Source organism: Streptomyces endophyticus (assembly GCF_035798155.1).
In the GTDB taxonomy this organism is placed as follows: domain Bacteria; phylum Actinomycetota; class Actinomycetes; order Streptomycetales; family Streptomycetaceae; genus Streptomyces; species Streptomyces endophyticus.
The window spans coordinates 62434-82911 of record NZ_JAOZYC010000130.1; the positions used below are offsets into that span (position 1 = coordinate 62434).

General features: G+C 71.2%; 19 protein-coding genes. 9 read left to right on the forward strand and 10 right to left on the reverse strand.

Annotated features, from left to right (window positions below):
* The 7 genes from OKJ99_RS22360 to OKJ99_RS22390 all read right to left on the reverse strand — a co-directional run bounded on the left by OKJ99_RS22360 (position 1) and on the right by OKJ99_RS22390 (position 8816).
* Entirely contained in the window at positions 1 to 1185 is a 1185-nt protein-coding gene (locus tag OKJ99_RS22360) for an MFS transporter (RefSeq protein WP_326019023.1), read from the reverse strand.
* A 213-nt stretch (positions 1186 to 1398) separates the two neighbouring features.
* Positions 1399 to 2808 carry a diaminobutyrate--2-oxoglutarate transaminase family protein gene (locus OKJ99_RS22365; protein WP_326019025.1) on the reverse strand — a complete coding sequence of 470 codons (1410 nt, stop codon included), beginning with the start codon at positions 2806 to 2808 and terminating at the stop codon, positions 1399 to 1401.
* On the reverse strand, positions 2805 to 4055 hold the full coding sequence (locus tag OKJ99_RS22370) for an MFS transporter (protein ID WP_326019028.1): 1251 nt from the start codon (positions 4053 to 4055) through the stop codon (positions 2805 to 2807). Before OKJ99_RS22370 ends, OKJ99_RS22365 begins: the two co-directional genes overlap by 4 nt.
* The gene (locus OKJ99_RS22375) at positions 4033 to 5283 is read right to left on the reverse strand and encodes an ATP-grasp domain-containing protein (protein ID WP_326019030.1); all 1251 of its coding nucleotides are present in this window, start codon (positions 5281 to 5283) and stop codon (positions 4033 to 4035) included. Before OKJ99_RS22375 ends, OKJ99_RS22370 begins: the two co-directional genes overlap by 23 nt.
* Entirely contained in the window at positions 5276 to 6529 is a 1254-nt protein-coding gene (locus OKJ99_RS22380; RefSeq protein WP_326019031.1) for an ATP-grasp domain-containing protein, read from the reverse strand. The genes OKJ99_RS22375 and OKJ99_RS22380 overlap by 8 nt, the downstream gene beginning before the upstream one ends.
* On the reverse strand, positions 6526 to 7623 hold the full coding sequence (locus tag OKJ99_RS22385) for a pyridoxal-phosphate dependent enzyme (protein WP_326019033.1): 1098 nt from the start codon (positions 7621 to 7623) through the stop codon (positions 6526 to 6528). The genes OKJ99_RS22380 and OKJ99_RS22385 overlap by 4 nt, the downstream gene beginning before the upstream one ends.
* Before the next feature lie 53 nt (positions 7624 to 7676).
* Positions 7677 to 8816 (reverse strand): hypothetical protein, encoded by a 1140-nt coding sequence (locus OKJ99_RS22390; RefSeq protein WP_326019035.1) that lies wholly within the window; start codon positions 8814 to 8816, stop codon positions 7677 to 7679.
* Between the two features lie 267 nt (positions 8817 to 9083).
* Here OKJ99_RS22390 and OKJ99_RS22395 point away from each other — a divergent pair, with 267 nt between their 5' ends.
* The 8 genes from OKJ99_RS22395 to OKJ99_RS22430 all read left to right on the forward strand — a co-directional run bounded on the left by OKJ99_RS22395 (position 9084) and on the right by OKJ99_RS22430 (position 17716).
* On the forward strand, positions 9084 to 9566 hold the full coding sequence (locus OKJ99_RS22395; RefSeq protein WP_326019037.1) for a cobalamin B12-binding domain-containing protein: 483 nt from the start codon (positions 9084 to 9086) through the stop codon (positions 9564 to 9566).
* Positions 9563 to 10897 (forward strand): methylaspartate mutase, encoded by a 1335-nt coding sequence (locus tag OKJ99_RS22400; protein ID WP_326019039.1) that lies wholly within the window; start codon positions 9563 to 9565, stop codon positions 10895 to 10897. Before OKJ99_RS22395 ends, OKJ99_RS22400 begins: the two co-directional genes overlap by 4 nt.
* Complete coding sequence (locus tag OKJ99_RS22405) at positions 10894 to 12861, forward strand: FAD/NAD(P)-binding protein (RefSeq protein ID WP_326019041.1); 1968 nt, start codon at positions 10894 to 10896, stop codon at positions 12859 to 12861. Before OKJ99_RS22400 ends, OKJ99_RS22405 begins: the two co-directional genes overlap by 4 nt.
* Before the next feature lie 14 nt (positions 12862 to 12875).
* Positions 12876 to 14585, forward strand: a complete 1710-nt coding sequence (locus OKJ99_RS22410) for an AMP-binding protein (RefSeq protein WP_326019043.1) — start codon at positions 12876 to 12878, stop codon at positions 14583 to 14585.
* Positions 14582 to 14791, forward strand: coding sequence for a (2Fe-2S)-binding protein (locus tag OKJ99_RS22415; RefSeq protein WP_326019045.1), 210 nt, complete (start codon positions 14582 to 14584; stop codon positions 14789 to 14791). The genes OKJ99_RS22410 and OKJ99_RS22415 overlap by 4 nt, the downstream gene beginning before the upstream one ends.
* A gap of 83 nt (positions 14792 to 14874) precedes the next feature.
* A complete protein-coding gene (locus tag OKJ99_RS22420; protein ID WP_326019047.1) occupies positions 14875 to 15042 on the forward strand; it encodes a hypothetical protein in 168 nt (55 codons plus the stop codon).
* A gap of 128 nt (positions 15043 to 15170) precedes the next feature.
* Entirely contained in the window at positions 15171 to 16322 is a 1152-nt protein-coding gene (locus tag OKJ99_RS22425) for an LLM class flavin-dependent oxidoreductase (protein ID WP_326019049.1), read from the forward strand.
* A gap of 8 nt (positions 16323 to 16330) precedes the next feature.
* Entirely contained in the window at positions 16331 to 17716 is a 1386-nt protein-coding gene (locus tag OKJ99_RS22430) for an MFS transporter (protein WP_326019051.1), read from the forward strand.
* 100 nt (positions 17717 to 17816) lie between these two features.
* On the opposite strand, the gene OKJ99_RS22435 is transcribed toward OKJ99_RS22430, so the two are convergent.
* The 3 genes from OKJ99_RS22435 to OKJ99_RS22445 form a co-directional block, all read right to left on the reverse strand.
* Positions 17817 to 18053, reverse strand: coding sequence for a hypothetical protein (locus OKJ99_RS22435; RefSeq protein ID WP_326019052.1), 237 nt, complete (start codon positions 18051 to 18053; stop codon positions 17817 to 17819).
* Between the two features lie 181 nt (positions 18054 to 18234).
* Positions 18235 to 19221: a quinone oxidoreductase family protein gene (locus OKJ99_RS22440; protein WP_326019053.1), complete on the reverse strand. Its 987-nt coding sequence runs from the start codon at positions 19219 to 19221 to the stop codon at positions 18235 to 18237.
* A 125-nt stretch (positions 19222 to 19346) separates the two neighbouring features.
* Positions 19347 to 19685, reverse strand: a complete 339-nt coding sequence (locus tag OKJ99_RS22445; RefSeq protein WP_326019055.1) for a winged helix-turn-helix transcriptional regulator — start codon at positions 19683 to 19685, stop codon at positions 19347 to 19349.
* A gap of 39 nt (positions 19686 to 19724) precedes the next feature.
* Between OKJ99_RS22445 and OKJ99_RS22450 the strand changes: the two genes are divergently transcribed.
* Positions 19725 to 20288, forward strand: coding sequence for a carboxymuconolactone decarboxylase family protein (locus OKJ99_RS22450; protein ID WP_326019057.1), 564 nt, complete (start codon positions 19725 to 19727; stop codon positions 20286 to 20288).
* The last annotated feature ends 190 nt before the right edge of the window (positions 20289 to 20478 follow it).

The window sequence follows — 20478 nt, forward strand, 5'->3', positions numbered from 1 at the left end:
TCAGGATGTGGTCGACGTGGAACGTGGCGTGAATGCGGGAGCGTGCTGCGGGGAATTCCTGCGCTGGAATTCGGTGAAGGCGTACATGAGGACGGCGGACAGCACGGCCAGGACGCCGACGAGCCCCAGTGCCGCGCGCAGACCGGTCCCTTCGGCGACGAACCCGATGAGCGGCGGGCCCATGAGCATCCCGGTGCCGTTGATGCTCGACACATAGGTGAGGCACGGTCCGAACTGCTCGCCGCCCAGGCCTCCCGCGACGGAGAAGACCACGGGCACGACGACGGACAGTCCCAGCCCCAGCGCCGTGTATCCGCACAGGGCGAAGAGGGCGTCGTTGGAGGCCAGGGCGAGGCCGAAGACGATCCCCGCGGGCGCCGCCGAGCACACCACGGTGCGCAGCGCACCCCAGCGGGCCGTCATCGCGTCGCCCGCCAGCCGGCCCACGGCCATCGCCACCGAGAACAGCGCGTAGCCCAGGGCGGCGAAGCCGGTGGTCCTTCCCAGTTCCCCGTGCAGGTACAGGGCGCTCCAGTCGGCGGCCGCGCCCTCCCCCGCCGCGGCGCACAGTCCCGTGACGGCGAGCAGGGTCAGCGGGAGCCGCAGCCGGCGGGGCACCGGGATCCAGGCGCGAGGCGCGTTCCCCTTCGGGGCCGGTGCCACCGAGGTCGTGATCAAGCGGGTCGCGGCCGCGGCGGCCAGCGCGCCGAGCGCCGCCGCCAGGAGGAGGAAGTGGGTACGCGGGCCGACGCCGTGCGCCGCCAGCAGGCCTCCGGCGAGCGCGCCGGCGAGTCCCCCGGCGCTGAACGAGGCGTGCAGGGACGACATGACCGGGCGCTTGAGCAGCCGTTCCAACTCGACGCCGTTGGCGTTCATCCCCACGTCCATCAGCCCCATGCCGGCGCCGAAGAGCACGAGGGCCACGCCGAGTCCGGGCGCGCCGTGGACGAGGGCGGGCGGGATCAGCAGCAGGCAGGCGAGCGCGGCGCCGGCCCAGGTCACCGGGACCGTCCCGACCCGGGTGACCAGTTGGCCGGCGAGTTGTTTCGAGAGCAGGGCGCCCAGTGCGATGCCCAGGAGGGTGAGTCCCAGGACGCCCGTGTCCGCGCCGACCTGTTCCTTGATGTCCGGGACCCGGGAGGCCCACGTGCCGAAGAGGGCGCCATTGGCGAAGAAGACCCCCATGAGCCCGGCGCGGGCCGCACGAAGCCGTGAGGAATTCGGAGCGGATCCTGATTCGCGAACCATGTGATGAACTCCGGGAATTGTGTTCCTGTGCTACCGGAACGGGGCACGAAAGGCGATTCTTCGATTTTTGCCGGGTGACGCGACACAGAAAAGGAAAGTGCAGGAAGCAGAGGACGGAATGCAGCAAGCTGAAGCCGTGTCCGCGGGGCGTCAGACGGGTGTGGCGAGGGCCGCGGTGAGCGCGTCACGCAGGATGTCCGCCGCGGTGTCCACTTCCTGCGCCGTGCAGTTCAGCGGGGGCAGCAGCCGCAGTACGCCGTCGTCCCGGCCGCCCAGCTCGATGACGAGGCCGCGCAGCAGCGCCTCGCGCTGGACCCGCAGGGCCAGCCGGGAGGCGGGCTCGCCGCTCTTGGGGTCCGCCAGCTCGACTCCGAGGAAGAGGCCGAGGCCGCGAATGTCGCTGACCTGCGGGGTGAGCGGGCGGAGTTCCTGCAGCCGCTCGGTGAGCTGGTGGGAGCGTGCGCGTACGTTGGCGAGCACGTCGTCCCTGCGGAACACCTTCAGGGTCGCGACACCCGCGGCGAAGGCGGCCTGGTTCCCGCGGAAGGTGCCGCTGTGCGCGCCGGGGCGCCACACGTCGAGGCGCTGGTCGTAGAGGATCACCGCGACGGGCAGGCCCACACCGCTGAGCGCCTTCGAGGCCACGACGACATCGGGCTCGATCCCGTACTGCTCGAAGGCGAACCACGTGCCGGTGCGCCCGCAGCCGCTCTGCACCTCGTCCACGATCAGCGGGATGTCGAGCTGTCTGGTCACCGCCCGCAGCCGCCGCACGAACTCCGGGTCCGCGGGGATGACTCCGCCCTCGCCCTGCACGAGCTCCAGCACCACGGCGGCCGGCAGCGGGATGCCTCCGTTGGGGTCGGTCAGCGAACGCTCAAGGAAGCCGGCGCAGTTGACGGAGCAGGAGCGGCGCTGAAGGCCGAGCGGGCACCGGTGACAGTGCGCGTACGGGAAGAAGTGCACGCCGGGCATCCGGCCCCCGACGGGCGCCTGCTGCGCGACCAGTCCGGTGACGGACAAGGTGGCCAGCGAGCTGCCGTGGAACCCGCCCTGGAACGTGACCACGTCCGTGCGCCCGGTGGCCGTCTTGCACAGCTTCAGGGCCGCCTCCACGGCGTTGGCGCCCGTGGGCCCGCAGAAGTGGATTTTGGTGCGCGAGCGCATCGGCTCGGGGAGCACCCCGAGGGTGAGCTCGGTGAACTCGTCCTTGACCGGAGTGGGGAAGTCCAGGCCGTGGACGAGTTCGTCCAGTTGCCGATGGGCCGCTTCCAGGGGTTCGGGCGGGTTGTGGCCCAGCGGGAGCACGCCGGCTCCGCTGAGGAAGTCGAGGAAGACGTTGCCGTCGAGATCCTCCAGGAAGCTGCCCTTCGCCCGCCTGATCGCGAACGGCAACCGTCGGGGATACGTGCGGGCGTTGGACTCGCGCCGGTCCTGTCGCGCGATCAGTTCCGCGCTGCGGGGTCCGGGCAGGGGGCCGCGCACGGACGGCATCCGGTGCGGGGCGCGGCGGGTGGCGGCCGGGTGGGCGGACGCGGGCAGCCGGGTGGGCACGATCATGATCGCCTCCTGGAGGGGGACGGGTCGGGTGACGTCGTGACGGGTGCGGTGTGCCGCGGACGGCGCCCGCGGGCGACGGCCGCGGTCAGGGCCGTGATCACGAGGGCCTGCCCGGCGGCGTACAGCCAGAACTGCGCGGGCGAGCCTGCGCTCTGTCCGGCGCCGTAGAGCTGGCCGCCGACGATCCCGCTGAGGAGGGAGCCGCTCCCCAGTGCCAGCCGCTGGCTGCCGATGGCCAGGGCCGGGCGGTCCGGCACCGCCTTCAAGGCCTCCAACTCGTTCTTGAGGAAGAGCACGCCCTCCCCCACGCTGATCGCCACCGTGCCGAGCAGTACCGCGGCGACGCCCGGCCGGGCCAGGGCGAGGAAGCCCAGCGTCAGGGCGGGGAAGGCGATCAGTACGGCCGTGCCGTACCGGATCCGGCCGATCCAGCGCGCGGCCGGGGGCTGGCCGCAGACCACCAGGACGCTGTTGAGCACCAGGGCCGCGCTGTAGAGAACCGTGGAGTGCGTGGCGATGACGAAGACGCCCAGATAGTTCTGGAAGTACCAGTAGACGTACGCCGTCGCGAGGGCGACCGCGGCGGGGGCGGCCAGGAACGCCCGGCCCCAGTCGCGCCGCCCGTCCCGGGTGCCGACGGGCGCCCCGGTGGGTCCTGACGGCGGGAGCAGGATCAGATGCGCCAGCGTCATCGCAGCGAACATCACGGTCACGACGGAGAAGACGAGCAGCGGTGACCGGGCGATCAGCAGGCCCGACACCAGAGTGCCCAGCGCCATCCCGGAGCTCAGCGCGGAGTTGTTCACCGAGAGCAGCACCGGCCGGTGCTCCTGCGCCACCTCCGCTATCAGGTACGTCTTGTTCGCGGGCGAGTAGAGCGTGTCCCCGAGGGCCGTGACGAGTACGGCGAGCACGGCCAGGGCCGGTCGTGACAGGCCGAGGGCGAAGAGCGCGAACCCGACGGTGCGCACGCTGAGCCCCGTCACCATGGACCGTTTGCAGCCCAGCCGTTCGGCCACGAGACCGCCGCCGAGGGCCCCGGCGAACTGCAGGAAGGAGGTGACCCCCAGGAGCAGTCCGACCGGGCCCATGGCCATCCCCAGCCGGTCGTGGAGCAGGATCGCCAGGTACGGCAGGATCATGAAGCTGGCCAGCGGCATCACGAACGAGGTGACGAGCAGGAACCTCAGCGACGCGGGCAGGCGGGCCACGTCGGCCCACAGCTCAGAACCACGGATGCCAGACATCGCCGTCCTCGTACTCCACCCAGTAGGTCCGGGAGATCTCCTTCTTCACGAGCTCTGCCGCGGCGTGGTCGGGCACTCGCAGCCAGATGAGCCCGGGACGGCCGCCCGAGTTGTCGGTCACGGGGGCGGGCACCCGGCCGGGCCGCACCGCGATCTCGAAGTCGTCGACTCCCTTGATCTCCCGCAGCAGTTCGGGGTCCGCGGTGCGCCGCACCGGCTTGCTGGGCGGCACCAGGGACAGACACATGCCGACCGCCGTGTACGGGGGCAGGTGGGGCGGGGTGACGTCCGGCGCGTCCGGCAGCAGGCTGCGCAGGATCGTGCCGACCTCGTCCACGCCCGTGGCGTGCTCGACCATGCGGAAGATCCGCATGCCGCCGATCCGGGGCTGGGACTCGATGACGACGGGGCGGCCGTCGGCGGCGACCTTGACCTCGGTATGGGTCAGTCCCCAGTCGTGCCCGAGCACATCGAGAAAGGCGAGCACCGTCTCGTGGATCCTCGCCAGCGGCGCGTCGTACGGGGGCGGGGGCGGCACGGAGATCTCGGTGATCGCCAGGTTCGGGTGGGCCGAGAGGCGGCCGGCCGAGACACCGGCGATGTGGTGGCGGCCGCGCAGGGTGACGGTCTCGACGCTGTAGACCATGTCGCCGGGCACGAACTCCTCGGCCAGGTAAGGGGCTTCACGCCAGAACGCGCGGTCATCGAGCGTGTCGTCCAGCTCCGCGTCGGTGAAGATCTGGCGTACGCCCACGCTGCCCGCCCCGGAGACGGGCTTGACGACGAGCGGCAGCCCGTGGCGCGCGCGGAAGGTGCGGAGGCCGGCGGGGTCGGTGACCCGCTCCCAGGCGATCGTGAGGTCGGGGCGGCCGGCCAGGGCGGCGCGCATGAGGTCCTTGTAGTGGGTGGCCGCCGCCGTCTTCAGGGAGAGTCCCCTGATGCCGAGGGCGTCGGCGACGACGGCCGAACTCTCGGTGCCGAACTCCCCGAAGGAGACGGCCGCTTCGAGCGGGAGCCTTACGTGGATGTCGCGCGCGGCGGCGAGCACGGCGGCGGCCCGGTTCGCGGGCATCTCGTGGACGGAACGACAGCGCGCGAGGATCTCCCGGTCGCTGTCGGAGAACTCGGTGGTGTCCCCGATGAAGCTCACGTCGAAGCCGAGTGCGAGTGCGGACTCGGGCACCCCTGCCCAGCCGCTGAGCACGAGGAGATGGGGCCGCTCAGGCATGGTCGTCCCCCTCCATCCGGATGCGGAGTTCCCCGGCGGCGGAGAGCGCGTTCTGCAGGGCGGTCTCGCTGGTGGCGCCGGTGGCCAACAGCACGCCGACGCAGCCGTCCTGGTTCGTCACGCTGCGCACCCGGGTCCCCGGCCGCAGGGAGGAGCTCACGGTGGGCCGGCCCGGGTGGGCGGCCAGCGCCTCCACGCCCTCGCAGGCCAGGAAGACGCCCGGGTGCGGCGGGTAGAGGAGGATCTGGGCGACGCCGCGGTGCGGGGCCGGCACGGTGTCGAGGAGGGCGGGGCGACGGCGCAGGGCGAGGTCGAGGAAGGCCGTGTAGAGGTTGAGGTCCAGGGCCTGCGAGATCGCCTCACCGACCAGGGCGCCGCCGAGCCGGGGATTGATCTCGACGACCTCGAATCCGTCGTCGCCCATGATGAACTCGGTGTGGGCGAAGCCCTCTTGCCATTCCACGGCCTTCAGGACGCGTTCGATCCACCGTGTGACGTCCTCGGCCGCCGCGTCGAGGAGCCGGACGGGGAAGCTCAGCGCTTCCTCGCGGAAGGCCGGAGGTGCGGACATGACACGGCTGTTGAGGCCGATGACGCGGGTCTGCCCCTGCCAGGTGAGGGTCTCGACGCTGTAGAGCGGTCCGGAAAAGTACGGCTCGGCGACCGGCGTGCCGCGCAGGGTGCGGGTGCGCATCTCGGCCAGGACGGCGGTGAGTTCCTCGTGCGTGCGGGCCAGCCAGACATGCTCGCTGGAGGTGCCGGAGCTGTCCTTGACGATCAGTGGGAGGCCGACGCGGGAGGCCAGGGTGGCGGCGTCGTCCGCGTTGGTGACGGTCGAGCCGGCGGAGCGGGACAGCCCGTGCTCGTACAGGTGTCGGCGCAGCCTCGCCTTGTCGCGCACCAGCCGCACCGCGTCGGCGGGCTGTCCCGGGAGCCCGAGCTGTTCGCGGGCGGCGAGGGCGACCAGGCTCCAGGTGTCGGTGGTGCTGAGCAGTCCCGCCAGGTCGCCGATCCGGCGTGCTGCCGCGACGACCTGTGCGACGTCGCAGGTCTCCACGTCGTGCACCACGAGGTGTGGGCTGTCGATGCGGGCGAGTTCGTGCGCGTACTCCTGGCGGTCGCCGGTCAGGAGGTGGAGGGTGAGCCCTTCCTGCTCCGCGGCCGCCACCAGCCGGCCGAGGCCGAACTGGAGCCATTCGAGGGCGATGAGATTGCGTCCCTGGGGGGCGGGGGCTGCGGCGCTCACAGCAGAACCTCCTCGTGCGTCGGGTTGGGCCGGGCGGTCGGGGCGGCGGTGTACCGCGGGCGGGTCGTGCGGGGGCGCCCCGCACCGGCCGGGCGGAAGGTGCGGCGCTGCCAGTCCATGACCGACCAGGGGAAGGTGAGCTGCTCGAGGGAGTCGATACGGCGCGGGTTCAGGGTGTCGACTGCCGCGTCGGCCTGCGGGCGTGCGTAGACGTTCTCCGCGTAGCGGTGTCCGGTGTCGGCCGCGATGAAGACGCAGGGCCGTTCCGGGGCGTGCGCGGCTTCCCAGGTGGCGGCGAGATAGTTGCAGCCCGAGGACATGCCTGCGTAGAGCGCGTGGCTGCGCAGCAGCGCCGTGGTGGCGGCCGCCGCGGCGTCGAAGCCGATCCAGTGCACCCGGTCGTAGAGCTCGTAGCGCACGTTGCGCATGACGATGGGGCTGCCGATGCCGGCGATGCTCGCCACCGGGTCCTCGACCGGTTCGCTGCCGAAGGTGACGCTCTCGAAGGGCTGGACCCCCACGAGCGTGACGTCGGTCCCCAACTCCCGCAGATAGCTGGTGATCCCGCCGGTGGAGGCGCCGGTGCCGACCCCGCCGACCAGGGTGAGCGGACCGTCACCGAACTCCGCGTGCAGCAGCTCCGCGCAGGCCCGGTAGCCGAGGTAGTGCACGTCGTCGTGGTACTGCTGCATCCAGTGGACGTCGTCCTCGGTGTCGAGGATCTCGGCCACCCGGTCCAGGCGGGCGCGTTGGTCCATCTTGTCGACGAGCGGGCCGGGCGGTATCGCGACCTGGTCGACCTGCGCACCGAGCATCTCGAACTGCCTGCGCATGGTGTCGTCGAGTTTGGTGGAGCAGACGATCCGGCATTTCATTCCGTACTTGTGGCAGGCGAGGGCGAGTGAATGGCCGTAGGTGCCGCTCGAACTGTCCATCAGTGTGTCGCCCGGCTTGACGACACCGTCGTCCAGGAGTCGTCGTACCGCTTCGAGTGCGGAGTAGAGCTTCATCATCTCGAAGCGCAGCACATGGCAATTGCGGTCGAGATGAATGACGTCGGGCCTTTTCATCGCGTCCGCGATGTGATCAAACACGGCATTGTCCGTTTCTGTGAAAGCGGCCGTTCGCACACGGCCGGACAACCCGGTCAGGCGGCCGCGGCGACCCGCTCCGCGGCGGGGATGCCGAACGTGCGATGGGCGGTCCTGGTGACGAGGAACGCGATGTCCTCGTCGCTGAGTCCGTGGGCCTTGGCGTTGGCGATGTGCCGGGCCAGGGGCCGGGAGCCGGCGGCGACCACGCCGTTCTCCTCGTACCAGAGCGCGTTGTCGGCCGTGTGGTGCAGGGAACGGCCGCCGAGCCGCGCGGAGTCGCAGCGGTCAGTCATGATCATCGCGTTGCGGGGGCCCATGAGCTGGACCGCGCGGGCGGCGAGGGCCAGGTCCACGTGCTCGCCGTCGAAGTTGATGCAGGCGGAGATCCGGCCGTTGACCGCCTGCTTGATGATCGCCCCCGGTACCGGTCCCGCCATTTCGCTGATGTTGTCCAGGGTCCAGTTGGGCAGGTCGTAGGAGGCGATGACCTCGTCGCGCTGCGCCCGGGCCCGTTCCGTGCGGAAGGCGTGCCGGATGTTCAGGGGCATGTCGTTGAAGAGGTGGTCGGTGGTCACCCGCACCCCGGTGCCGTTCCACTCCGAGCGGTAGGCGGTCTCCACGATGGCGTCGACGGTGGCGGCGCTGCGGGCGGGATCGTCGCGGGTGAAGTGCCCCAGCGCGGGGCGGACTCCGTGCGCGAGCAGGGTGGGCACGACCCACTCGAAGTCGCTCTCGCCGAGCTGCGGGTCGTCCTGCAGCACCGACTCGGGAGAGTAGGCGTCCGGGGAGACCACCGTGTACACGAGCCCGTGGTCGCCGAGTCGGGCCAGCCGCTCCCACTCGGTTCGGCTCGGCGCCCACACCGTGGACTGCGGGGTGCCTCCGCGGTGCGAGAGCAGCGGGCCCTCGAGCGCCACCCCGGGGATGTGCGCGAGCAGTCCGTCCGCCCGCTTCTCGGCGTAGCGCCGCATGAAGTCCTCGAACTCGCCCAGCCGGTCGCGGTGCAGATACATCGTCGGCAGTGCCAGGACGCCTTCGCCGGCGCACCACATGTCCAGTCGGTCCAGGTCGACACGTGTGAAGTCGGAGAAGTCCACGTCTCCGAATCCGTGGCAGTGGACTTCGACCGGCCGCATTCCACGCGGGTCGAGCGGGAAAGGCGCGGGACCCTGGGCGGTGGTAATGGATTCCATGACGGTTTTTCTCCTTCTGATTTCCGTGAAAGCCGTCGGCGCATATTCAGCGGGAACCCGCGGCGCCGGGCCGTGGAACTCCACTGAGTTTGCGAGGCAGTTGGGCCGGATCACCAGAGGGGACAGCAATCACTTACCTGCATTGCAGGAAGCTGAGGGCGCGGCGGGTACGGGACGCCACCTAGGCTCACCACCTGTCGGAGCCCGATCCGGTTTTCCGGCCCCACGCCGCACGATCCCCTCTCAGCAGCCCAGAAGGATGCGCCCATGACGTCGTCCGAAATCAGACCTGAGCAGGATGCCGCCGATCCGAGAAGCCGTCGCCGCATACTCCTCTCCAGCGTCTCCTCGGATTCCCACACCTGGAATCTGGTATTCCTCCAGCTGTTGCTGGAGGAATGGGGCCATGAGGTGCACAACATCGGCGCCTGTGTGCCCGACGAGCTGTTGATCTCCGAGTGCCGGCAATACGTGCCCGACCTCGTCGTGATCAGCACGGTCAACGGCCACGGGGCCGCGGACGGGGCGCGGTTGATCCGCCGACTGCGGCCCCAGGAGGGGCTGGAGCGGCTGCCGGTGGTCATCGGCGGCACGATCGGCACGCGGGCCGCGGCGGCGGGCACGTACGCGCCGGAACTCCTGCGCGCCGGATTCACCGCCGTGTTCGAGAACAGCTCCGGATTACGGGACTTCCGTCAGTACGTGGGCACCGTCGCGTCCCATGCGCCGCACGTGGTGGGCAGCCGGTGACCGTCACGCGAGCGAGCACACGCTCCGGCGCCGCGCCGTCCTTCGGTCGGGTCGTGGCCGAGGCGAGCGAGGCGGGAGAGCTGGTGGTGCAGCCGAGGATGGGATTCGGCGAGCCGGCCGCCATGCGCTCCGGGCTCGTCGCCGCCCGCCGAGCCCGGGCCCGTACGGTCGGGACCCTCACCCTCGACAGCTACACCCGGGTCGGCGATCTGGAGGCCGCGCGCCGTGCCGTGCTCAACGGTGACGAGCTCAACGGCTACCCGATCATCACCCACGGACCCGGAACCACGCGGCAACTCCGCAGCGGCCTGGGCGACTTCGCCGTCCAGGTACGACACGGTTCGGCCCAGCCGCTCGGCATCGTCACGGCCCTGCTGGACGCCGGACTCGACGCCACCGAGGGCGGACCGGTGTCGTACTGCCTCCCCTACGGCCGCACTCCGCTGAAGGAGTCGATCGAGGCGTGGGCCCGGTGCTGCGAGCTGCTGGCGGAGCGGTCGCCCACCGCCCACCTGGAGAGTTTCGGCGGGTGCCTGCTGGGCCAGCTGTGCCCGCCGTCGCTGCTCGTGGCCCTGTCCCTGCTGGAGGGACTGTTCTTCCGTCAGCACGGACTGCGGGACATCTCCCTCAGCTACGCGCAGCAGACGGACTTCGCGCAGGACGCCGCGGCCGTCGCGGCCCTGCGCCGGCTCTCCGACGAGTACCTCGGCGACGTCCGCCGCCACCTCGTGCTCTACACCTACATGGGCGTCTTCCCGCGTACGGAGGCGGGGGCACTGGCCCTGCTGCGTGACAGCGCACGGCTCGCCGTGCGGACCGGGGCCGAGCGGCTGCTGGTCAAGACGCCCGCGGAGGCGCACCGCATCCCCACGGTGCGGGACAACGTGCGCTCGCTGGAGGCAGCCGCCCGCGCGGCCCGGCAGGCGCGCGCCGAGGGCCTGCACCTGCTGGCCCCGATGCCCGACGACGGTGTGCTCGACGAGGCCCGCGCGCTCGTCGAGGCCGTCCTCGAACTCGACCCGGACGTGGGCCGGGCGCTCCGTGTGGCGTTCGCGCGCGGCCTTCTCGACGTGCCGTACTGCCTGCACGCGGACAATGCCCGGCGCACCCGTGGCGTTCTGGGGGACGACGGCCGGCTGCACTGGCTCAGCACCGGAGCCATGCCCCTGCGCCCGTCGACGACGCGGCACGCACGCATGCGCGCCGATGACCTCCTGGGGATGCTCTCCCACGTTCAGACCGTGTACGACAGCGAGCCCTTGGACTGGACACGCGACGACGCGACCGGTTCCGAATCCCTCCCCTCACATGACGCAAGGAGTGCGCTGTGAACGCAGCTCAGGCACCGTCGCGGAGTCCTCACACCATCGTGGTCGTCGGCACCGGACCGCGCGGGATCTCCGTCCTGGAACGGCTGGCCGTGCGACTGCGCGAGTCCGCCGAGCACGACCAACGCCCCGTCACGATCTACGCCGTGGACGCCGTGGAGGTCGGTGCCGGCCGCATCTGGCGTACGGATCAGGATTCCTGGTTCGCGATGAACACCGTGATCGGGCAGGTCACCATGTTCTCCGGAGGGCCCGACGGCGGCCGTCCGCGCCCCGGCGCGGGGCCCTCGCTCGGCCAGTGGCTGCACGAGTACGCCCCGGACCGGGCCCGCCCCGGCGACGGACACGGTCCGCACGACTTCGCCTCACGCCTGGAGTACGGCAGGTATCTGCGGTTCGTCTACCGCACACTCACCGATGAACTCCCGCCCCATATACGGCTGATACCCGTGTGCGGCGGAGTCACCTCGGTGCGTCCCGGACAACACGGGGGCTACTGGGTGACGGTGGACGGGCGGCGCACGCTGGAGGCGGACCGGGTAGTGCTTGCCACCGGGCACCCCGACGTCGCGCCCGACGGCTTCGACCGCGCCATGTCGGACTTCGCGTCCCTGCACCCCGGGGTGCGCTACGTTCCCGGCAACTCCGCGGCCGACATGGACCTGACCGACGCGGCTCCGGCCGGGACGACCGTGGCCGTGCGCGGCATGGGCCTGTCCTTCTACGACGTGCTGATGTCGCTGACCGTGGGGCGGGGCGGCCGCTTCGTCCGCGACGAGGACCGGCAGCTGCGGTACGAGCCGAGCGGCCAGGAGCCGACGATCGTGGCCGGCTCCCGCAGCGGACTGCCGATCCCCGCCCGCGGCCGCAACCAAAAGGCGCCCAACTACGTGCACCGGGGCGCCTTCCTGACCCACGACGCCGTCACCGCCGCCAGGCAGCGGCGCACCAGGTCCGGGGGCAGCGGACAGCTCGACTTCCAGGAGGATCTGCTCCCCCTGGTGGTCCACGAGATCCGGCACGTCTACTACACGGGACACATGCGTGCGCGGCACGGCGCGCAGGCGGCGGAGAAGTTCGCGGCCCGCTACGTCGCCGAGGTCGGCGCGGGAGGCGACGGCACCGAGGCGGTGACGGAGGCCGGGCTCACGGACGTACCGGAACTGGACCTGGACCGGCTGGCCAGGCCGTTCAGCGGTGAGCACTTCGGCGACGTACAGGAGTGGCGGCGCCGGCTCACCGCGGTACTGCGTCAGGACCTGGACGAGGCCGCCCTGGGGACCGTGGACGGGCCGCTGAAGGCGGCCCTCGACAGCCTGCGCGATCTGCGGGGCGTGCTGCGTGCGGCGGTGGACCACGGCGGGCTGCTGCCGCGCTCGTACGACGCGGACTTCCGCCGCGGCTACGTGCCGGTCAACGCGCTGCTGTCGGCGGGCCCTCCCATGGTCCGCACGGAACAACTGATGGCGCTCATGGAGTGCGGGATCGCCGAAGTGGCCGGTCCCGGCACCGAGTTCGGCACGGACACCCAGGCGGGCAGGTTCACCGTGCACTCCCCTCAAGTGGAGGGTTCGCGACGGTGGGCCGAGGTGCTCGTCGATGCCAGGATCCCGGCACCCGACCTGACGCGCGACCGGTCGCCGCTGATCCGCCAGCTGCTCTCCGAGGGGTTGGTACGGGAGTTCACCAACCATGACCCGACGACCGGCGAGGAGTTCGCCACCGGAGGACTGGACATCGAACAGGACACCTTCCGCGTCCTCGACGGACAGGGCAAGCCCCACGACGGCCTGCTCGCCCTGGGGATCCCCACCGAGCACGTGCGCTGGTTCACCCAGATCGGCAACGGCCGGCCCGGGCTGAACACCGAGTTCCGCAAGGCGGCCGACGCCGTCGCCGCCGAGCTTCTGCCCGTGCCCGTCGCCGACCCCGTGCCCGCGCACCCGCGCGTGGCAGCACGAGCCTGAGAGGACCGATGAGCATGTTCCGAGACGAAACCGCGGCGACCCGCGCCTTCCGTGCGGCGAGGGACGTCCTGTTGGAGCACCGCGAGGACCTCGACGCCGCCCGTGCGGCCTTCGACTGGCCCCGCCCGGAACACTTCAACTGGGCCCTGGAGTGGTTCGACGTCCTGGCCCGTGACAACGATTCCCCCGCGCTGTGCGTCCTGGACCCGCGCGCCGACGCCTCCGCCGACGTCGAGGTCTCCTACGCCCGCATGGCGCGCCGCTCCGACCAAGTGGCCAACTGGCTGCGCGGGCTCGGGGTGAACCGGGGCGACCACGTGCTGGTGGTGCTGCACAACCGCGTCGAGCTGTGGGAGACCCTGCTCGCCCTGATGAAGCTCGGCGCCGTGATCGTCCCCACCTACACCACGACCACCCCCGCCGAACTCGCCGACCGGATCGAACGCGCCGGCATCCGGCACGTGGTGGCCGAGGCGCAGACGGTGCCGAGGTTCGCCGGGATCGGCGGTGCGTGGACCCGGGTGGCGGTCGGCGGCCGGGCCGCGGACTGGCTGCCGTTCGAGGACTCCCTCCAGGCCGAGGACGAGTTCGCGCCCGACGGGCCGACGCGGGCTGACGCGCCGCTGTTCCGCTACTTCACCTCCGGCACCACGTCCCGCCCCAAGATGGTGGAACACACCCACCTCAGCTATCCGGTGGGCCATCTCTCCGGCATGTACTGGAACGGGGTGCGTCCGGGGGACCGGCACCTCAACGTCTCGGCGCCGGGCTGGGCCAAGCACGCCTGGAGCTCCTTCTTCGTACCGTGGAGCGCCGAGGCCACCGTCGTCGCCCTGGCGACTCCCCGGCCGGGACCGGAGGAAGTGCTCACCGCGCTGCGCACGAGGGACATCACCACGGTGTGCGCTCCGCCCACCGTGTGGCGCGGCATGATCAACCACGGCCTGGGGCCACGTCCTTACGGGGTGCGGGAGGCCACCGCCGTCGGGGAGTCCCTCGAACCCTCCCTCTTCCACGCCGTGCACGACGCGTGGGGCCTCTCGGTGCGGGACGGCTTCGGGCAGACCGAGACGACGGCGCAGATCGGCAACCCGCCGGGCCGCACCGTCGTTCCCGGCCGGATGGGATGGGCGCTGCCCGGCTACGACCTTCGGCTGCTCGACCGGGACACCGGGGCCGAGGTGCCCGACGGCACCCCCGGGGAGCTGTGCGTGCGGCTGTCGCCGGGGCCCGCCGGGATGATGACCGGATACGCGGGCGACGAGACCAAGACCACCCAGGCGTTCCGGGGCGGCCACTACCACACCGGCGATCTCGTCCTGCGGCACGAGGACGGCTCGTACGCGTACGTGAGTCGCACGGACGACATGTTCAAGTCCTTCGACCACCGCATCTCACCACTGGAGCTCGAACGCGCCCTGCTGCGCAGTCCCGCAGTCGGACAGGCGGCGGTCGTCCCGGTTCCGCACCCGGTCGGCCTGTGGCAGGCCAAGGCCTACGTGGTTCCCGCACGCGGACACCATCCCGGGGCCGAGACGGCCCGGGCGGTCCTCGCCGAGACGGCCCGCCAGCTGCCGAGCGAGAAATGGGTACGCCTGCTGGAATTCACCACGGACCTCCCCCTCACCGCCTCGGGAAAGATCCGCCGCGCCGAACTGCGCACCCGTACACAGGACGCGGACGCCGTCCACGAGTGGTCCGGCCCGGAGGAGGGATCCCTGTGAGCACACAGGATCCGCTGCTGTGTCTCTGCTCCCGTGTCCCCGAGTCCGAAGTGGTGGCGGCCGTCGCAGCGGGAGCCTGCGATGTGGCGACGGTGAGCGTACTCACCGAGGCGGGCACCGGCTGCGGGGACTGCCTGGTCGACATCGAGGAGGTGCTGGCCGAGCGGCCGTCGGCGGCGACGCACCGCACCGCGTCCGCCTGCTGAGACGGAACTTGACCAGCGGGCACGGATGCGGAAAGTATTCCTAGTAATCCGATAGGGATCGTAGGCAAGGAGGGAGGCGGCCCGTGCAACCGCTCGATCTGCCGTGGTCCGCTCCGGCGGCGTGCTCCGTCCCGGAGTCGCCGCGCTCGGCGGCCCCCTCCCCCTCCTGCGGATCCGGCGTGGGCGCGCTGCTCGTCGCCCGTCGGCACATCGACCTCTGCCACTGCGCCAGCGCCTGCTGTCGGCGCTGACGCCGTCCCTTTGCGCGTCGCGCCGTGGTTTCGGCGTGCCCGAACGGCCTGCCCTTCGCGTGCTCCGCGCTCCGCTCCACGCCCCGCTCCCCCCTCTGCTCCACGCTCTGTGAGGTCCTCGCCCCGTCATGTCCACACTCACCTTCCACTGGTTCCTGCCCACCACCGGCGACAGCCGCCATGTCGTCGGCGGCGGTCACGGCTCGCTTCCCGGCACCGCCGGGGGCGACCGTCCGGCGTCCGTGGAGTACCTGGGCCAGATCGCCCGCACCGCCGAACAGCTGGGCTTCGAGGGGGCGTTGACGCCCACCGGCGCATGGTGCGAGGACGCGTGGCTGACCACGGCGATGCTGACGCAGGTCACCGAGCGGCTGAAGTTCCTCGTCGCCTTCCGGCCCGGCCAGATCTCCCCCACGCTCTCCGCCCAGATGGCCGCCACCTATCAACGGCAGTCCCACGGACGCCTGTTGCTGAACGTGGTGACCGGCGGCGAGAGCTCCGAGCAGCGCGCCTACGGCGACTTCCTCGACAAGGACCAGCGGTACGCACGGACGGGCGAGTTCCTCGACATCGTGCACCGCCTGTGGGACGGGCAGACGGTCGACCACCACGGCGACCATCTTCGCGTCGAGGGCGCCCGCCTGAACCGGCTGCCCGACCCGGTGCCCAGTGTCTACTTCGGCGGCTCCTCCCCCGCGGCCCTCGACGTCGCCGCCCGGCACACGGACACGTACCTGACCTGGGGCGAGCCGCCGCAGGCCGTCGCCGAGAAGATCGCCGAGGTCCGCAGGCGCGCCGAACTCTTCGGCCGCGCCGTCCGGTTCGGCATCCGGCTGCACGTCATCGCCCGCGACACCGCCGAGCAGGCATGGGCGGAGGCCGAGCGGCTGCTGCAGGGCATGGACCCCGAGCGCGTCGCCGCCGTCCAGCGCGGCCTCGCGACCTCCGAGTCCGAGGGTCAGAAGCGGATGCGCGCGCTGCACGCCAGCGGCACCAGCTCCGACCTGGAGATCTACCCCAACCTGTGGGCCGGCGTCGGCCTGGTGCGCGGCGGCGCCGGCACCGCCCTGGTCGGCAGCCACACCGAGGTCGCCGACCGCATCGAGGAGTACCACCAGCTGGGAATCGACGAGTTCGTCCTCTCGGGTGTGCCGCACCTGGAGGAGGCGTACTGGTTCGGCGAGGGCGTCCTGCCGCTGCTGGAGCGCCGCGGACTGTGGCGCCACCCGGCCGCACCGGCGCCCGTCGAGCCCGGCACCGTCGCGTTCGCGGGCGTGTGAGCACCGCCATGAACACAGACACGGACATAGACACAGGCACGGACACCGGCGCTACGACCGGACGCAAGCTGCGGACCGTCGTCCTCTCCAGCCTGCTGGGCACCACCGTCGAGTGGTACGACTTCTTCCTCTACAGCACGGCGGCGAGCCTCGTCTTCGGGAAGCTGTTCTTCCCGGAGACGAACGGCACCGTCGGCACCATGCTCGCTTTCGCCACGTTCGCGGTGGGCTTCCTCGCCCGTCCGATCGGTGGCCTGCTCTTCGGGCACATCGGCGACCGTGTGGGCCGCAAGCGCACCCTCGCGTTCACCATGGGCCTGATGGGCATCTCGACCGCGCTGATCGGCCTCCTGCCCACCTACGAACAGGTGGGCGCGCTCGCCCCCGTACTGCTGCTGGTCCTGCGCGTCGCGCAAGGCGTGGCGCTCGGCGGCGAGTGGGCCGGAGCCGTTCTGCTGGCCGTGGAGCACGGTCCGGAGGGGCGCAAGGGCCGGTTCGGCAGCTACCCGCAGATCGGCCTGGCGCTCGGACTCGCCCTCGGCACGGGCGTGTTCGCGCTCCTGAGCAACGTACTGAGCGACGAGGCGTTCCTCGGCTACGGGTGGCGGGTCGCGTTCCTGGCCAGCCTCGTCCTGGTGGCGGTCGGGCTGACCGTACGGCTGAAGATCGACGAGACGCCCGCCTTCCGCGCCGTGCTCGGCCGGACGACGGGGCCCCGGGCCGTACCCCTGGTGGAGGTGGTGCGCGAGCGGCTGACGCGCCGTCACCTGTTGCTCGGCATGGTGGCCCGCTGGGGTGAAGGCGTGGCCTTCAACACCTGGGGGGTCTTCGCGCTGACGTACGCGACCGGGACGCTGCATCTGCCGCGCACCTCAGTGCTGTTGACGGTCACCGGCGCGTCACTGGTGATGGCGGCGCTCGTCCCGGTGTCGGGGCGGCTGGTGGACCGGTTCGGCGCACGGCGCACCTATCTGACGGGCATGGCCGCGTTCGGGGTGTCGGTCTTCCCCGCCTTCCTGCTGTTCCAGACCGGCGGCATGCTGGGCTTCGCCGTGGCGCTCGTGCTCGCCCTGGGCATCGTGCACGCCTGCTTCTACGGGGCGCAGGGCACCCTGTTCGCCGCGCTGTTCCCGGTGCACGTGCGCTATACGGGGATGTCGGCCGTCTACCAGGTGTCCGGCATCTTCGCGTCCGGCATCACACCGCTGCTGGTGACCGCCTTCCTCGCGCTCGGATCCGGCACCCCGTGGCTGGCGTGCGGGTACCTCGTCCTCTCCGCGGCGGGCAGCGTCTGGGCCACCTCCCGGCTCCGCGAGCAGGACCTCTTCGTACGCACCGGCCGGACCACCGACGCCGCGCCGGACGCGCGTACCGGAGAGCCTGTCCCCGCATAGACACGACCGGACAGGGCCCCGGAACTCCTTGAGCGAACTTGAGCAAGCTTGAGCGGAGGGCGCCTGGCCAGTCGCCCTCCGCTCAACGATTACCGGTCCATCAGCCGGCGCACTCCCGTACCCAATGGACCTTCTTGACGGTGTAGTCATTGCCGCTGCTGCGCTGCCCGTTCTCCATGCAGAAGTTCACGGGCCCGTACCCATCGTCCCAGGTGATGACGACATCCTCGAGACCGTTCTCCTTGCCGTTGTTGTACAGCGAGGAGATGTGGTGGCGGTCCTTGTTGCTGTCGGCGAGCGCGGTTTGAGCAGTGGCGGACAGTCCGCCAAGAGCCATGACCCCGATTGCTCCAGCGCTGACGAACGTTTTGGCAATGGCCGATCGAGGCGGCAGGCGGGTCGATGCTGTTGGTGGGAGCCGCTGGCGGCACACCCCACCCCAGAAGAATGTCGCAGTCATACGCATGACTGCGACACTTTTCCGAGCAGGCACTGTGCCACGGACACCACCCGATGGTTTACACCTGCCCGCCGACGGCGAGGACCAGCTTGCCGGTGGTGGAGCCGGATTCGATGCGGCGGTGTGCCTCCGCGGCCTGCTCCAATGGGAGAGCTTCGACCTTGACCCGCATCCGGCCTTCGGCCGCTGCGGCGACGGCGCGGCGCAGCGCCTTCCCCGCCTCGGTGGGGAAGGCCGCGGAGAACGCGGCCAGGTTGAAGCCGGAGACGGTCTTGTTGGTGAACCACAGCTCGTTGGCCGAGACTCCGAGGTCCTCGGCGCCCGAGGCGTTGCCCATCACGACCAGGCGCCCCATCGGGGCCAGCAGGTCCAGGCCGGCCCGGCGGGCGGGGCCGCCCACCATGTCGACCACGATGTCGAATTCGCCGGCCCCGGCGAGCTGGTCACGCAGGATCACCTCGTCGTAACCGAAGGCTTTGGCGGGTTCGATCTTGGCGGCGCTGCCCACTGTCCCGACCACCCGCCCCGCGCCCAGCAGCCGGGCCGCCTGACCGAGCTGGCTCCCGACGCCGCCGGCCGCGGCGTGCACCAGCACGCGTTCGCCCGGTTCGATGCGGGCCACCCGGTCGAGCACCAGGAACGCGGTGGTGCTGTTGGACGGAAGCGCCGCAGCCGTCTCCAGACTCAGGTCGTGGCCGTCGAGCGGTGCGACCAACTGCGCCGAGGTGACGACCACTTCGGCGTAACCGCCACCGTCGACGATGGTCAGGGCGGCGACCGGCTGGCCCACCCTCAGTCCCTCGACGCCCGGACCGAGAGCCCGGATCCGCCCGGAGACCTCGATGCCCGGCACGAAGGGCAGCGGAACGTCCACGACGCCCTGCCGGTAGAGGACCTCCGCGAAGTTGGCGCCCGCGTACGCCACGTCGATGGCGACCTGGCCCGGACCGGGCTCGGGAACCTTCACCTCAGCGAGGCGCAGGACGTCGGCCGAGCCGAACGCGGGGATGGTGACTGCCTTCATGTGCGTGCTGTTGTGCGTCATGGGGCTCAGCCTGCTCGAACCCGCTCGGGTTCGGGCAGTGTCGGCTCATCCTGGGCCTGTCACCACCAGCCTGCGGAACGAGCGCCAGCGACCGACCCTTGCCGCCGACAGGTACGTCACGGCCGTCAGTCCGCCGTCTTGGGCTGCCAGTCGGAGGCCCACGCGTCGAGCTGGACGAGATGTTCGAGAAGGGCCCTGCCCTGGCTGGTGAGCAGGTAGCCCTCGCCGGCGTGCTCGACGAGGTCGGCCTGCCCCAGCTCACGAAGCCTGCCCGCCAGGACGCTTGACGAGACGCCGTCGCAGCGCTGCTGGAGCCGGCGGAAGGTCGGAGGCGAGTCGCCCCGGAGCTCCCACAGGACCCTCAGTGCCCAGCGTCGGCCCAAGAGGTCCAGGAGCGCCATGATCGGGCGCCCCGTCTGTGAGCCGCGGACCTGCCGGCCCGGGAGTGGTGTCGATCGCGTCATCTGCTTCCCTTTCCGAAGCGCCAAGGATAGCGTGCCGCCATGCCTCTGAAATCGAAGCAGCCGCGAATCGAACCGCTCTCGCCGCCGTACGACGAGGAAGCCGGCGAGGCCCTTGAGCTCCTCGGGCACTCCCCCATCCAGCTGTTCCGCGTGTGGGCCCGCCGGCCCGAACTCGCCCGCTCCATCGCGGGCTGGGGAAGCTACTACCTCTCCCGGCGCTCCGCCCTCACGCTGCGCCAGCGCGAGCTGGTCATCGACCGGACCACCGCTCTGTGCGGCGCCGACTACGAGTGGGCCGTGCACATCGCGAGCTTCGCCAGGAAGGCGGAACTCGACGCCGCACAGCTCACGTCCCTCGCGAACGGAGGGCCGGCGGACGGCTGCTGGGACACCACTGACCGCGCCGTCCTCGAAGCAGTCGACGAGCTTCACACCACCTTCGACCTCTCCGACGACGCCTGGACCGACCTGGTCACGGCCACCGACGAAGACGCCGCACTCGACCTGGTCCTGATCTGCGGCTGGTACCACGCCATCTCGTTCGCGGTCAGGGCACTCCGCCTGCCCCTTGAGCCCGACACCGAGCCGATCGCCGCGCACTGATCACCGGCGTCGCGACCCTGCGGACAATCCCGGATGCTGCGATCGGTTTCCGGCTGACCGATCCGCCGGCGAGCGGCCCGCAGCTCAGCGGACTCGCTCGACGGCGTTCCCGGTCGACGTCCTGTCAGGGCGGTCTGCCGATCGAGGAGTCGTCGTTCAACCAGGCGTCGCAGACGGTCGGTCAGGATGT